12 protein-coding genes, 1 tRNA gene and 1 pseudogene are annotated in these 13759 nt (G+C 69.6%); 2 read left to right on the top strand and 12 right to left on the bottom strand.

The genetic code is table 11. The annotated features are described in order from the left end of the window. Positions 1–244: pseudogene (locus VNL12_RS07265) on the top strand (IS110 family transposase); the annotation flags it as partial. 131 nt (positions 245–375) lie between these two features. Here VNL12_RS07265 and VNL12_RS07260 read toward each other — a convergent pair. Further along, positions 376–460 (bottom strand) — tRNA-Tyr (locus VNL12_RS07260). A gap of 79 nt (positions 461–539) precedes the next feature. On the opposite strand from VNL12_RS07260, the gene VNL12_RS07255 reads away from it, so the two are divergent. Further along, the gene (locus tag VNL12_RS07255) at positions 540–1028 is read left to right on the top strand and encodes a YajQ family cyclic di-GMP-binding protein (protein ID WP_325593015.1); all 489 of its coding nucleotides are present in this window, start codon (positions 540–542) and stop codon (positions 1026–1028) included. Positions 1029–1059: 31 nt separating this feature from the next. Here VNL12_RS07255 and VNL12_RS07250 read toward each other — a convergent pair whose 3' ends face one another. From VNL12_RS07250 to nuoH, 11 genes are all read right to left on the bottom strand, one after another. Further along, a complete protein-coding gene (locus VNL12_RS07250; RefSeq protein ID WP_325593013.1) occupies positions 1060–1911 on the bottom strand; it encodes a M48 family metalloprotease in 852 nt (283 codons plus the stop codon). A gap of 135 nt (positions 1912–2046) precedes the next feature. After that, positions 2047–4038: an acetate--CoA ligase gene (gene acs / locus VNL12_RS07245; RefSeq protein WP_325593011.1), complete on the bottom strand. Its 1992-nt coding sequence runs from the start codon at positions 4036–4038 to the stop codon at positions 2047–2049. Between the two features lie 168 nt (positions 4039–4206). After that, complete coding sequence (locus tag VNL12_RS07240) at positions 4207–4338, bottom strand: hypothetical protein (protein ID WP_325593009.1); 132 nt, start codon at positions 4336–4338, stop codon at positions 4207–4209. A 160-nt stretch (positions 4339–4498) separates the two neighbouring features. After that, positions 4499–5656, bottom strand: a complete 1158-nt coding sequence (locus VNL12_RS07235; RefSeq protein WP_325593007.1) for an SAM-dependent methyltransferase — start codon at positions 5654–5656, stop codon at positions 4499–4501. A 134-nt stretch (positions 5657–5790) separates the two neighbouring features. After that, complete coding sequence (locus VNL12_RS07230) at positions 5791–7320, bottom strand: NADH-quinone oxidoreductase subunit N (protein WP_325593005.1); 1530 nt, start codon at positions 7318–7320, stop codon at positions 5791–5793. 6 nt (positions 7321–7326) lie between these two features. After that, a complete protein-coding gene (locus tag VNL12_RS07225) occupies positions 7327–8871 on the bottom strand; it encodes an NADH-quinone oxidoreductase subunit M (protein WP_325593004.1) in 1545 nt (514 codons plus the stop codon). A gap of 14 nt (positions 8872–8885) precedes the next feature. After that, complete coding sequence (gene nuoL / locus VNL12_RS07220) at positions 8886–11072, bottom strand: NADH-quinone oxidoreductase subunit L (RefSeq protein WP_325593002.1); 2187 nt, start codon at positions 11070–11072, stop codon at positions 8886–8888. Between the two features lie 15 nt (positions 11073–11087). Further along, the gene (gene nuoK, locus VNL12_RS07215) at positions 11088–11393 is read right to left on the bottom strand and encodes an NADH-quinone oxidoreductase subunit NuoK (protein WP_414654861.1); all 306 of its coding nucleotides are present in this window, start codon (positions 11391–11393) and stop codon (positions 11088–11090) included. Next, entirely contained in the window at positions 11390–12013 is a 624-nt protein-coding gene (locus VNL12_RS07210) for an NADH-quinone oxidoreductase subunit J (RefSeq protein ID WP_325592998.1), read from the bottom strand. Before VNL12_RS07210 ends, nuoK begins: the two co-directional genes overlap by 4 nt. Continuing rightward, entirely contained in the window at positions 12014–12559 is a 546-nt protein-coding gene (locus VNL12_RS07205) for a 4Fe-4S binding protein (protein WP_325592996.1), read from the bottom strand. Further along, positions 12559–13599 carry an NADH-quinone oxidoreductase subunit NuoH gene (nuoH, locus tag VNL12_RS07200; protein ID WP_325592994.1) on the bottom strand — a complete coding sequence of 347 codons (1041 nt, stop codon included), beginning with the start codon at positions 13597–13599 and terminating at the stop codon, positions 12559–12561. The genes VNL12_RS07205 and nuoH overlap by 1 nt, the downstream gene beginning before the upstream one ends. Positions 13600–13759: the final 160 nt, after the last annotated feature.

Genomic DNA, 13759 nt, shown 5'->3' with positions numbered 1-13759 from the left:
CCGCCCCCGCCGCCTCGCCGATGCCATCGACCAATGGGCGTTCTGCTCGCTGACCAACAGCCCCGGCGCCCGCGCCTACTACGACCACCGACGCGCTCAAGGAGACAGCCACCACAAAGCCCTCCGCGCCCTCGGCAACCGCCTCGTCGGCATCCTCCACGGCTGCCTCCACCACCACACCCCCTACAACGAAACCACCGCCTGGGCCCACCGCAACGACCACCCCCTCAAAATCGCCTCTTGACACCTACGGGCCCTGGGGTGTCTGAACGCGGCCCACCGCACGGGCCCCGGCCGCCGGGCGGGGCCCGGACGGCTGACCCGCAGCGCAGGTCGGGTCTGAGATCGCAGGGAGCCCGTTCGGGCACCCTCGATTGGTGGGCCAGGGAGGATTTGAACCTCCGAAGGCTGTGCCGGCAGATTTACAGTCTGCTCCCTTTGGCCACTCGGGCACTGACCCTTGAGGTGATGAGGATAGTCCTCGACGGCGGCGGCGAAGCCAACCGGATCGACCCCGACCGGGCGGGTAGGTTGAGCCCATGCCGAGCTTCGACGTCATGTCCCAGGTCGACGACCAGGAGGTCCGCAACGCCGTGGACCAGGCTGCCCGAGAGATCGCCAACCGCTACGACTTCAAGGGCACGGGTTCGTCCATCGAGCTCGGCGGCGACGAGATCCGGCTCCACACCTCGAGTGCGGACAAGCTGCGGGCCCTGCGTCAGGTCCTCGAGGAGAAGCTGGTCAAGCGCCAGGTCTCGCTCAAGGCGCTCGACTACGGCGACGTAGAGGACGCGGCGGGCGCCACGGTGCGCCAGACGGTGAAGCTGGCCGCCGGCATCACCGCGGACAAGGCTCGCGAGCTCAACAAGTTCATCAAGGGCCTCGGCCTCAAGGGCATCCAGTCCCAGGCCCAGGGTGACGAGCTGCGGGTGACGGCCAAGAAGCGCGACGACCTCCAGGCCGTCATGACCGCCCTCCGCGAAGGCGACTTCGGCATCCCCATCACCTTCGGCAACCGCCGGGACTGAGCCCGATCGTCGAGCCGGGCCCGACCCGGCGTCAGCGCCAGGAGTCGTTGCGGAGGCGGGCGACGCGCTCCTCGGTGGGCGGGTGGGTGCGGAGCCAGTTGGCGAAGCGCACCTTGCGGCCGCTCAGGGGGTTGATGATGTACGCCTGCGCCTGACCTTGGTGGACCTCCATGGGAACCCGGTGGGCGTAGGCGTCGATCTTCTGCAGGGCTCGGGCGAGGGACTCGCCGTCGCCCAGGAGCTTGGCCCCGCTGCGGTCGGCCTCGAACTCACGGCTGCGCGACAGGGCCATCTGCAAGATGCCGGCGGCGAGCGGGGCGAGCATCGACATGGCGAGCAGGCCGATGATCCCGCCGTCGCGATCGCGGTCGCCGCCGCCACCACCGAACATGGCGCCGAACATCGCCATGCGGGCCATGAAGGTGATGCCCATGGCCACTGCCGCGGCCACCGACGAGATGAGGATGTCGCGGTTGCCGACGTGGCTCAGCTCGTGGGCGAGGACACCGCGCAGCTCGTCCCGGTCGAGGACCTCGACGATGCCGGCGGTCACGGCCACCGCCGCGTGGTCCCGGTTGCGGCCCGTGGCGAAGGCGTTGGGCTGCGCCTCGGGGCTGACGTACAGCTTGGGCATGGGCATGTCGGCCCGGGCGGCGAGGTCGCGCATGATGGCGAAGTACTCGGGCATCTCGGCCTCGTCGGCGGGCACGGCGCGGGCCGCCTTGATGGCGATGCGGTCGCTGAACCAGTACGAGCCGCCGACGAACACGAGGCCGAGCAACAGGCCGATGATGGCCCCGCCGCGACCGAACATGGATCCGACGATGACCATGAGCCCGCCGAGCCCGGCGAGCAGGACGGTGGTCTTGAGGGTGTTGCGCATGGCTCCTGGTGCCTCCTGGACGCCCCGGGCGGGGCGTCGCCTGGGTCGAGGGTAGCGACGCGACCGAAAGGCGAGATCAGGGCGAGGTTGTCATCCGGAGGCGATCCTGGTGCACGCCACCGAGCCGGTGGTGTGTCAGCCCTCGGTCGGGGGGCCGCTGGCGGCGCGGGTGCGGATCTCGGTGACGACGTCGGGATCGGCCAGGGTGCTCGTGTCGCCCAGCTCGCGGCCCTCGGCCACATCGCGGAGCAGGCGGCGCATGATCTTGCCCGAGCGGGTCTTCGGCAGATCGTCGGTGAAGACGATCGTCTTGGGACGACCGATCTTGCCGATCTTGGTGGCCACGTGCTCGCGGAGCTCGACCCCGATCGCATCCGACGCCTCCACCGTGCCCCGGAGGGTGACGAAGGCGACGATGGCCTGACCGGTGATGTCGTCCTTGGCCCCGACCACGGCGGCCTCGGCGACCTTGTCGTTGTCGACGAGGGCGGACTCGACCTCGGTGGTCGAGATGCGGTGGCCCGACACGTTCATCACGTCGTCGACGCGGCCCAGCACCCAGAGGTAACCGTCGGAGTCGAGCTTGGCCCCGTCGCCGGCGAAGTACCGGCCCTCGAAGCGGCTCCAGTAGGTGTCTCGGTAGCGCTCCGGGTCGCCGTAGATGCCGCGCAGCATCGCCGGCCAGGGCTGGGTCAAGGTGAGGTAGCCGCCGCCGCGGGTGACGACCTCTCCGTCGTTGTCGACCAGCTCGGCGACGATGCCCGGCAGCGCAAAGGTGGCCGACCCGGGCTTGGTGGTGGTGGCTCCGGGGAGGGGCGAGATCATGATGGCGCCGGTCTCGGTCTGCCACCAGGTGTCGACGATCGGGCAGCGCTCGCCCCCGATGTGGAGGTGGTACCAGATCCACGCCTCGGGGTTGATGGGCTCACCGACCGAGCCCAGCACCCGAAGTGAGGAGAGGTCGTGCTTCGCCGGCTCCTCTGACCCCCACTTCATGAAGGTGCGGATGGCGGTGGGGGCGGTGTAGAGGATCGAGACCCCGTACTTCTCGACGATGGCCCAGAACCGGTCGCGCCCCGGCGTGTCCGGCGTCCCCTCGTACATGACCGACGTGGCCCCGTTGGCGAGCGGTCCGTAGACGACGTAGGTGTGGCCGGTGACCCAGCCGACATCCGCGGTGCACCAGTAGACGTCGTCGGCGGCGTGGAGGTCGAAGACGTACTTGTGGGTGTAGGCGGCCTGGGTGAGGTAGCCGCCAGTGGTGTGCATGATGCCCTTGGGCTCGCCGGTGGTGCCCGAGGTGTAGAGCAGGAACAGCAGGTCCTCGCTGTCCATGGGCTCGGGCGGGCACTCCGCGGCGGCGTCGGCCATGAGCTCGTGGTACCAGTGGTCGCGACCCTCGGTCATGTCGGTGGTGACCTCGCCCCCCGACGACGCGATGCGATCGACCACCACCACGTGCTCGACGCTCGAAGTAGCGGCGAGAGCGACGTCGACGGTCGGCTTCAGCAGGCCGGGCTGACCTCGGCGCCAGCCTCCGTCAGCGGTGACGACCACCTTGCAGGCGGCGTCGTCGATGCGATCGGCGAGCGAGTCGGCCGAGAACCCGCCGAAGACCACCGAGTGGGGCGCGCCGATGCGGGCGCAGGCGAGCACGGCGACGGGCAGCTCGGGGATCATGGGCATGTAGATGGCGACCCGGTCGCCCTTGGCGACCCCGAGCCCCTTGAGCACGTTGGCGAAGCGCTGGACCTCGGCGAGCATGTCGGCGTAGGTGAGGGTGCGGGTGTCGCCCGGCTCGCCCTCCCAGTGGAACGCGACGCGGTCGCCGCGGCCGGCGTCGACGTGGCGGTCGAGGCAGTTCTCACTGGCGTTGAGCCGGCCGCCGACGAACCAGCGGGCGAAGGGCAGGTCCCACTCGAGGACCGTGTCCCAGTCGCGCTGCCAGCTCACCAGGTCGGCCGCCTGGCGGGCCCAGAAGCCCTCGAGGTCCGCGGTCGCTTCTGCGTAGGTCGCCGCGTCGGTGACCAGGGCGTCGGCGGTGAAGCCCGGCGGGGGAGGGAACGTCCGGTTCTCAGCGAGGTAGTCCTCGATCGTCGCTCCGTCGTCGGTGGCGTCGTCGCTCATGGGCGTCTCCTGGGCGGGGCCGGGCGTGGCGCCGGTCACCCTACCCAGGAGCTGGCCGCCGATCCGAGGAGCCCGAGAGGCCCTGCTGGGAGGTGCACCGGCCACGCCGCGGGGGATGGATCGTCATCCGGGCGCCGATGTTCAGGACCCAGGCTGACGGCCGCGGCGTCACCAGACCGCGAGGCCGAGGTGGTCTCTGATCGTCAGGTCCTTGGTGAGGAGGCGGGCACCGGCCGCCAGAGTCTGGGCCGCGATGATCCGGTCGAAGGGGTCACGGGTCCAGTCGAGGGTCTGGGCCACGTCGATCACGGTCGCGAAAGACTCATCGGCAGCGACGAGGCCGAGGGCCCGCCGAGCCTCGTCGAGGACGTCGCTTGCGCCCCTGGGTGCAGGCGGTGGTGCCCAGGGTGACCGGTCGCGCCGGTGCCATCAACCGGTGCAACGGCGGCGAGGGCTCGGCTCAGACCGTCCACTCCAGGACCCGGAAGGCACCGAGGCCATCGAGGGCGCACAGGGCCGCGACCTCGGTGGCGCGACTGCGGGCCCGGAGGGCGTCGAGGTCCGGCGCGCCGGCCCGTGCGGCCCAGGCGGCCCGGCCCTCGGCCACGAGGTCGTCGATCCCCCACGCCCGGAGGAAGGCGGTCTGGCTCCGGTCGCGATCCGGGGGGCGGACCCTGCTCGCCAGCTGGTCGACGCAGACCTCGACGGTGATGTCCTGGGCTCCGACCCGCTCGCACGGGCCGGCGCCCCGACCGTGGCCGGAGTACGTGCGGAGCCACTCGGTGACGGGTCGCCCCGCCAGCTCGGGAGTCGTCGAGCAGTAGTCGATCGCGAGGAGCGCTCCGCCGGGCCCGAGCCCGCCGAGCGTCGCGGCCAGCCACTCCCCTGCCGCGTGCTGCAAGGGCGCCCGGGCGCCGGGCGCCGCACCGGGGACGAGGCCCTCGAGCGCGGCGGTGTCGGCGTCCGACGCGGCGACCAGGACCTCGGTCGCCTCGGTCCCGGCCTCTCGCGCCGGGGCGGGGTCTGGGGCTCCCGCCGGGGCGCGGGCGGCGTCGGGGGACGTCCCCGTCGCGACCCGCACCTCGAGCCAGCCGTCGGCGGTCCGCTCGAAGAGGTCGAACGGCAGGTTGTCGAGCAGCTCGTTGGCGACGACGAGGTGCGGTGGACGGGTGGGCGGGGCCGCGGCGCTGGCGACCAGCGGCCCCGCGCCGAAGGTCGACCAGCGGGCTTCCGCGGCAGAACCGTCGGGGTCGAGGAGCCCGACGTGAGGCAGGTGATCAGGGTGGAGCCGGCGCTGGGCGGCGCTGCGCTCGACCAACGTCACGCGCAGGGCCGGCGCACAGGCAGGACGGGCGACGAGCACGGTGCGGGCCAGGGTGCCGGGCCCGGCTCCGTGGTCGTCGACGAGGAACGGGTCGGGGCGTCCGGCCGCATCCCACCAGGCGTCGAGGGCGCGGGCTAGCACGGCGCCGAAGAGCGGTCCGACCTCGGGGCTGGTGAGGAAGTCGCCCCGGCGCCCGGCCCGGCCGCCCGTCTCGTAGAACCCGCAGCCCGGTGCGTACAGCGCCCGGTCCATGAACTCCGAGAACGGGACCGGCTCCCTCTCGTCAGCACCCATCGTCGCCTCCAACATTGGACGCTCGACCCTCTGTGGCGCGTTCACCCGTCCAAAGTTGGCGAGGGCGTGCCCAACTCTGGACGCTCAGCCGTCTCTGCCGCGTTCACACGTACAAAGTTCGAGCGGCGGGACGGTCAGGGGCGGGCGACGGCGAGCAGGTCGGTGGCCACCTCGCCGAAGTGGCCGACGGTGCCGGGGAAGAAGCCGAAGACGAGGGTGCCGACCACGGTGACACCGAGGGCGATGGAGATCGCCCCGGGGATGCGGATCGGGGTCCGGTCGCCGTCGGGCACCGGGGTGAACCACATCTCCTTGGCCACGTTGGCGTAGTAGTAGAGGGCGATGACCGAGTTCACCGCCACGATGACGCCCAGGGCGTAGCCGGCCCCTGTGTCGGCGGCCACGACGGTGCGGAACACCTGGAACTTGGCGAACCAGCCGCCGAGGGGCGGGATGCCGGCCAGGGCGAAGAGGAAGACCGTCATCACCACGGTGAGGCCGGGGGCGTACTCGAAGAGGCCACCCCACGAGGTGATCTCGCCGCTGCCGGTCTTGCGGCTCACGGCGATGATCACGGCGAAGGCGCCGAGGTTCATCACCGTGTAGATGATCAGGTAGATCACGACGGCCCGGATGGCATCGGCGCCGACCTCGGCGCTCTCACCGGCGACGGCGAGCGGGGCCAGGATGAACCCGGCCTGGGCGATCGACGAGTAGGCGAAGAGGCGGACCACGTTGGTCTGGCGCAGGGCGATCAGGTTGCCGACCGTCATCGTCGCCGCCGCGAGGACGAAGACGAGCGGCCCGTAGATGTCGTCGCGCCCGTAGAAGGCCACGAAGATGAGCTCCATCAGGGCGACGAAGCCGGCCGCCTTCGACGCCACCGACAAGAACGCCGTGATCGGGGTCGGCGCGCCCTCGTAGGTGTCGGGAGCCCAGTTGTGGAACGGCACGGCCGAGACCTTGAAGCCGAAGCCGACGAGGATGAACACGATGCCGACCGCCGCGACCGGCGTGTCGCCGAAGGCGCCGTCGATCCGGTCGCCGATGCCGGCGAGCACCGTCGTCCCGGTGCCGCCGTAGACGAGCGACATGCCGTAGAGCATCACTGCGCTGGCGAAGACGCCCATCAGGTAGTACTTCAGGCCGGCCTCGTTGCCGGTGAGCGACCGCTTGCGCCAGCCCGCCAGGAGGTAGGCGGGGATCGAGAGCAGCTCGAGGGCCACGAACATGGTGATGAGGTCGCGGGCCGAGGCCATGACGACCATGCCGAGCACCGACGCCGCGAGGAGGGTGAAGTACTCCCCCTCCCAGTAGTCGCCCTCGGCGATGTAGTTCGTCGAGAGCAGCACCGTGAGGTAGCCGGCAATCAGGAACACCCCCTTGAGCACCAGGGCGAAGTCGTCGACCACGTAGGCGCCGCCGAACATGGCCCGGTCGCTGCCGTCGACGGCCAGGGTCAGCAGTGGGATGGCGGAGCCGAGGAACCCGATGCCGGTGAGCGACGAGGTCAGCCACTTGTTGTGCTGCTCGGTGAAGAGGTCGACGACGAGGACCACCACGAAGGTGGCGGTGAGCACGATCTCGGGCGCGAGGGCGTGGAAGTCGAGCGACGGGGCCGTGAAGGGCACGGCCGAGGCGGAGGCGAGCAGGGAGGCGACCACGTTGTCCTAGGGCCCGGCGATGGCGCTCAGCGACTGCACCACGGCGCCGTCGGTGACCTTGAAGATCAGGTTGGGGTAGATGCCGAGCACCACGATCAGCACGACCATCGGGGCCCAGGCGAGGTAGTCGGTCAGGTGCATGTCACTGATGCGGCTCTTGGCGAACTCCGCCTTGGGCACCCCGAAGGCGACCCGCTGGAGCAGCCACAGGAGGTAGCCGGCGGCGAAGATCGTGCCGATGGCGGCGATGACCATGTACACCCGGAACAGCCCGACCTGGGGGACGTTGGGGTCATAGGCGGAGAGGATCGCCGGGAACTCGCCCCAGAACCCGGCCAGGCCGGGCAGCCCCAGCGACGCCATGCAGCTGAAGCCCAGGAGCCAGCCCATGCGCGGGGCCTGCACCAGCAGCCCACCGAGGCGCTTGATCTCGAGGGTGTGGTAACGGTCCTTCACCGAGCCGGCGATGAAGAAGAGCATGCCGGTGATGAGGCCGTGGGCGACCATCCCGAAGATGGCAGCGTTGATGCCGAAGTCGGTGAGCGTCGAGATGCCGAGCATCACGTAGCCCATGTGGGCCACCGACGAGAAGGCGATCAGGCGCTTCATGTCGGTCTGGGCCAGGCATCCGAGGGCGCCGTAGATGATGCCGATGACGGCCAGTCCGCCGATCCACGGAGCCCACTCGACGGCCGGCTCGGGCAGGATCGGGATGGCGACCCGGATGAAGCCGTAGGTGCCCAGCTTGAGGAGCACGGCGGCCAGGATCACCGATCCCTGGGTGGGGGCCTGGGTGTGGGCGTCGGGCAGCCAGGTGTGGAACGGGAACATCGGAACCTTGATGCCGAAACCCATGAACATGCCGCCGAAGATGAGCAGCCCCGCGGCTCGGGACAGATCGGCCCCGCCCCACTCGGTGAGCACCCGCATGTCGAAGGTGTTGAGCGCGTTGCCGGCGCTGTCGGTGGCGAGGAAGTACAGCGACAGGAAGGCCACGATCATCAGGGCCGAGCCGAACAACGTGTAGAGGAAGAACTTGATCGACGCGTACTGGCGCTGCTCGCCGCCCCACACGCCGATCATGAAGTACATCGGCAGCAGCACGATCTCGAAGAACACGAAGAAGAGGATGAGGTCCTGGGCGATGAAGGTTCCGACCATCCCCGTCTCGAGCAGGAGGGTGAGGGCCAGGAACGCCTTGGGGTTGTGCGGCTCGGGGAAGTGGTCCCACGAGTACACGATCACCAACGGCACGATGAAGAGGGTCAGCAGCAGCAGCGGCAGCGACATGCCGTCGATGGCGACGATGTAGCGGCTGTTGATGACGTCGATCCACGGGTGGTCGACGACGTTCTGCAGCGTCCCGCTGTTGTCGTAGTCGAAGAAGGCGGCGACGCCGATCCCGATGGCGAACACCACCAGGCTCGTGGCCAGGGCCACGGTCTTCTGCAAGTTCTCCTCGGCCTTGGGGATCACCATGAGCAGCGCCGCACCCACCAGGGGCAGGAAGGCGGCGAGGCTGAGCCCCCAACCGTCGAGCAGGTCTTCCACGATCTCTCCTCTGCTCAGCTCGCGCTGGCGATGATGACGAAGACGGCGGCCAGGACGGTGGCCGCTCCGAACAGGTAGGCCCCGTAGGTCTGGACCTTGCCGGTCTGACCCCGTCGGAGCAGCTGGCCCGACCCCTCGGCGCCGAGGCCAGAGCCCCGGACGACCTTGTCGACCACGCCCTGGTCCACGTGGTCATAGACCCAGCGCCCGACCTGCTTCGACGAGGTGCCGGCGCCGTTGACGACGCCGTCGAGGACGTGCTGGTCGAACCAGTTCGCGGCCCGGGCGATGGGGCCCTTGACCGCCCCCACGATCACGGTCTCATACAGCGTGTCGAGGTAGTACTTGTTCTCGAGCAGCCGGTACCCGGCCCGCGCCACGCGGCTGCGTTGGGTGAGGCCGTGGGGCCCGGCGCCGCGCCAGTACCAGAGGTACGCGGCCAGGGCGGCCAGGGCGGCGGCCGCGGTCGAGACGAGGGCGATGACGATCGAGAACTCGGGGTGGCCGAAGTCGGGACCGACGGTGGCCTCCGACGGGAACGCCGGGGTGACGGGCTCGACGTAGTGCTCGAAGCGCAGAGCCGCGCCTTCAGGGACCCACGAGAGCACGCCGGTGTCGGGCAGGTTGGTGAACCCGACCACGACGGCCAGCCCGGCGAGCAGGATCAGCGGACCGACGATGCGCGGGCCCGACTCGTGCGGCGCGTGGGCCGCCGCCGCGCCCCGGGGCTCGCCGTAGAAGCAGTACCAGACCGCACGGGTCATGTACGCCGCGGTGCCCATGGCGCCGAGGATGCCGACCACCAACATCACCGGGTAGCCGCCGTCGCCCAGCTGACCGGCGCCGGCGAGGATCTCGTCCTTCGACCAGAACCCGGCGAGCAGCGGGAAGCCCGAGAGCGCCAGGGCGCCGACCAGGAACGTGCGGAAGGTCCACGGCATGTGCTTGCGGAGCCCGCCGTAGTCCTTCACCATGTCGAAGCTGTGGTGACACGCGTGGCTCATCGAGCCGGCGCCGAGGAACAGGCACGCCTTGAACATGGCGTGGGTGAAGAGGTGGAACACCGCCGCGGTCCAGGCCCCGACGCCGAGGGCCATCACCATGAAGCCGAGCTGGGACACCGTGGAGTAGGCCAGCACCTTCTTGATGTCGGTCTGCACGAAGGCGAGCAGCGCACCGAAGAACAAGGTGACGGTGCCGACCACGGCGAGCACGTTGATGTTGGTGCCGCCGATGTTGAGCCCGTGCCAGAACACGGCGTAGAGGCGGGCCACCATGTAGACGCCGGCGACGACCATGGTCGCGGCGTGGATCAGCGCCGAGACCGGAGTGGGCCCGGCCATGGCGTCGGGCAGCCAGGTGTGGAGGATGAACTGGCCCGACTTCGACATCACCGCGGTGAGCAGGCAGCACGACGCCACGAACAGCAGCCCCTGGCTGATCTCGCCGGTGTTGGCCATCTCGTTGATGGTGGCGATGTCGAAGGTGCCGCCGGCCGCGAAGTACAGCGTGATGATGCCGACGAGGAGGCCCACGTCGCCGACGCGGTTGACGAGGAAGGCCTTGAGCGCGGCGTTGGAGTTCGGCTTCTCCTCCCACCAGTGCCCGATGAGCGCGAACGAACAGAGGCCCACCAGCTCCCACCCGACGATGAGCTGGAGCGTGTTCTCGGTGAGCACGAACATCAGCATGGACGCGGTGAAGAGGCTGAGGAACGCGTAGTAGTGCGTGAAGCGGCGGTCCCCGGCGACGTAGTCGCTGCTGTAGACGTGCACCAGCAGCGAGATCAGGGTGACGACCACCAGCATCATGGCGGTGAGGCCGTCGACCATGGTGCCGACGGTGATCTCCTGGCCGCCGTTCTGGAGCCAGGTGATCGACCGGGTGACCGGGGGGATCTCCTCGTGGACCTCCCCCGCGCCGGCGCCCTCCTCGGAGCCCTCGGCCGCGGCGGTCCGGACCTCGCCGGGCGCGGCCGCCGACCCCTCGGAGGAGGCCTCCTGGGCCGAGTGCTCGACCGGGGGCGGGCTCTCGGTGCGCTGGATCCATCCGACGCCGGTGGCGAGGGCCAGCACGAAGCAGACCGCGACCGCGGCGATGCCGATCTCGGCCCCACCCTTGGGGAGCCGCTTTCCGACGGCGAGGATCACGACGAAGGAGACCGCCATGATCAGCGGGATGAGGAAGGCGTGGGTCAGCATGCTGGGACGCCCCGCTCAGCCCTTCATCAGGTCGAGCTCGTCGAGATCGACGCTGTGACGGTTGCGGTAGATGGCGAGCACGATGGCCAGGCCCACGCCCACCTCGGCCGCCGCGATGGCGATGACGAAGAGGGCGAACACCTGGCCGCTGAGGTCGCCGTGCACGGCGGAGAAGGCGATCAGGTTGATGTTGACGGCGTTGAGGATCAACTCGATGGACATGAGGACGGCCACGCCGTTGCGCCGGGCGATGACCCCGTAGACCCCGATCGAGAACAGCGCGGCGGCGAGCAGGAGGAACTGGTTCAGCAGCACGATCAGTCCCTCCTGGCGATGACGATGGCGCCGATGAGGGCGGCGGTGAGCATCACCGACACGACCTCGAACGGCACCAGGTACTGGGAGAAGAGCGAGTCGCTGACCGCGGCGGTGTTGGACCCGACGTTGGGATCGGCGAGGGCGGCCTCGACCTCTTCGGCGGAGGCACCGGGGGCCACGCTCGGCGCCAGGCCGGTGCGACGGTCCTCGGGGACCTTGGCGTCGGAGAAGGTGTCGACCAGGCTGAACGACAGCAGGGCCAACATGACGACGCCGACGAAGGCCGCGCCGTACCAGTTCTTGCGGGTCAGGTCGGCGTCGGTGCCGAGCCGGGCCCGGGTGAGCATCACGCCGAAGAGGAACAGCACCACCACGGCACCGATGTAGACCATCACCTGGGCGACGGCCACGAACTCGGCGGCGAGCAGCACGTACTGGGCCGCGGCCCCCGCCAGGACCATCACCAGCCACATGGCGGCGTGCACGACGTTGCGGGTGGTGACCACCCGCAGGGCCGAGACGACCATGATCACGGCGATGACACCGAACCCGACCGTCTGGGAGACGTTGATCGGGTCGTCGGTGCCGGGCAGCGCCATCGAGGCGGCGGAGGCGAGGGCCATCTAGCGCGGCACCTTCTTGACCTTCTGCTCCGAGCCGGCCTCGTAGGCCTCGAAGTCGGGCACCGTCTCCATCCACTCGCCCAGGCGGGCCTTGTCGTGGAGGAGGTCGGCGATGCGCGGCTCGGAGTACTCGTACTCCGGGGTCCAGAACAGCGCCTCGAAGGGGCAGACCTCGACGCAGATGCCGCAGTACATGCAGAGCGAGTAGTCGATGTCGAAGCGGTCGATGGCGTTGACCTGGCGGGGCTTGCCCCCCGGGCGGCGCGGCGGCGCCTTCTCCTTGTGTCCCTCGATGTAGATGCACCAGTCGGGGCAGCTCCGGGAGCAGAGCATGCAGGCGGTGCAGTTGCCCTCGTGGAGCGCGATCACGCCGCGAGCCCGTGGAGCCGGGGCCTCCTTCTCGCGCGGGTACTGCACGGTGACCGAGCCGGCGGTGGGCCCCGGGAGCAGCCGCTTCAGGCCCTTGTGGGGGAACAGCGTGCGCAACAGCTCGGTCAACGTGACCTTGAGACCGATGAACATCCCGGGGACGCGGGGCTTGGGCATCAGAACACCACCTTCAGGACCATGGTGGCGAAGATGTTCACCAGGGCGATGGGGATGAGGACGGTCCAGGCAAAGGTCTGGAGCTGATCCTCGCGGAATCGGGGGTAGGTGAAGCGGGCCCAGAAGATCAAGAAGCCGACGAAGACCATCTTGGCCAGCAGCACGAGCGGCCCGACGACGTTCATGTAGTTGGCGTCCATGTCGAGGCCGGGCAGGTAGTAGCCGCCGAGGAAGAGCGTCGCGGCGATGATCGAGAAGGCGCCGGCGGTCGCGAACTCGCCGATGAAGAACAACAGGAACCGCAGGCCCGAGTACTCGGTCATGTAGCCGGTGACGAGCTCGGACTCGGCGACGGGCATGTCGAACGGCGGTTGGGTGAGCTCGGCCTGGGTGGCGATCATGAAGATGGCGAACCCGACGAACTGGGTGAGGATGAACGGGTTGCCCAACGCCGAGAGGCCGAAGATCTCGCCGTCGGCCTGGGCGCGGACGATGTCGAAGAGGTTGAGGCTGCCGGCCTGGATGACGACCCCGACGACCGCGAGCAACATCGGCAGCTCATACGCGATGAGCTGGCCGGCGGCGCGCAGGCCGCCCATCAGCGAGTACTTGTTGGCCGACGCCCAGCCGGCCACGAGCACACCGATGATCGACACCGACGACACGGCCAGGATGTAGAAGATCCCGGCGTCGAGGTCGGCGAAGAAGGCGTCGGGGCCGAACGGGATGGCCACGTACACCAGCAGCACCGAGGCCACCACGATGTACGGCGCCATGAAGAACAGCGTGCGGTCGGCCTTGGCCGGGACGATGTCCTCCTTCTGGATGAACTTGCCCACCTCGGCGAGCAGCTGCAGGGAGCCGTAGGGCCCGGCTTCGTTGGGGCCGATGCGGCTCTGCATGAAGCTCATCATCTTGAACAGGAACAGGTAGACGAACGTGCCCGCCGGCAGCAGCACCGCGGCCAGCACCGCGGCGCTCCGCAGGATCGACTGCTGCCAGTACGCCAGCTCCACCGAGAGCACCAGGGACTCAGTCACGAGACAGCCCCCACACCAGGTCGGCCGCACTCGAGGCGATCAGACGACGCGACCCGGAGCCCGGCGCCGCCGCTGGGGGTCTCCCCCAGGAGAGGCGAAGCCGATCCAGCTTGCCGGAGGGCGAGACCGGAGCCCGGCGCAGCCGCTGGGGGTCTGGGGG

Source organism: Iamia sp., from assembly GCF_035575815.1.
In the GTDB taxonomy this organism is placed as follows: Bacteria; Actinomycetota; Acidimicrobiia; order Acidimicrobiales; family Iamiaceae; genus Iamia.
Note: the sequence above shows the minus strand (reverse complement) of the source record. Positions and strands in the feature narration are given on the sequence as shown.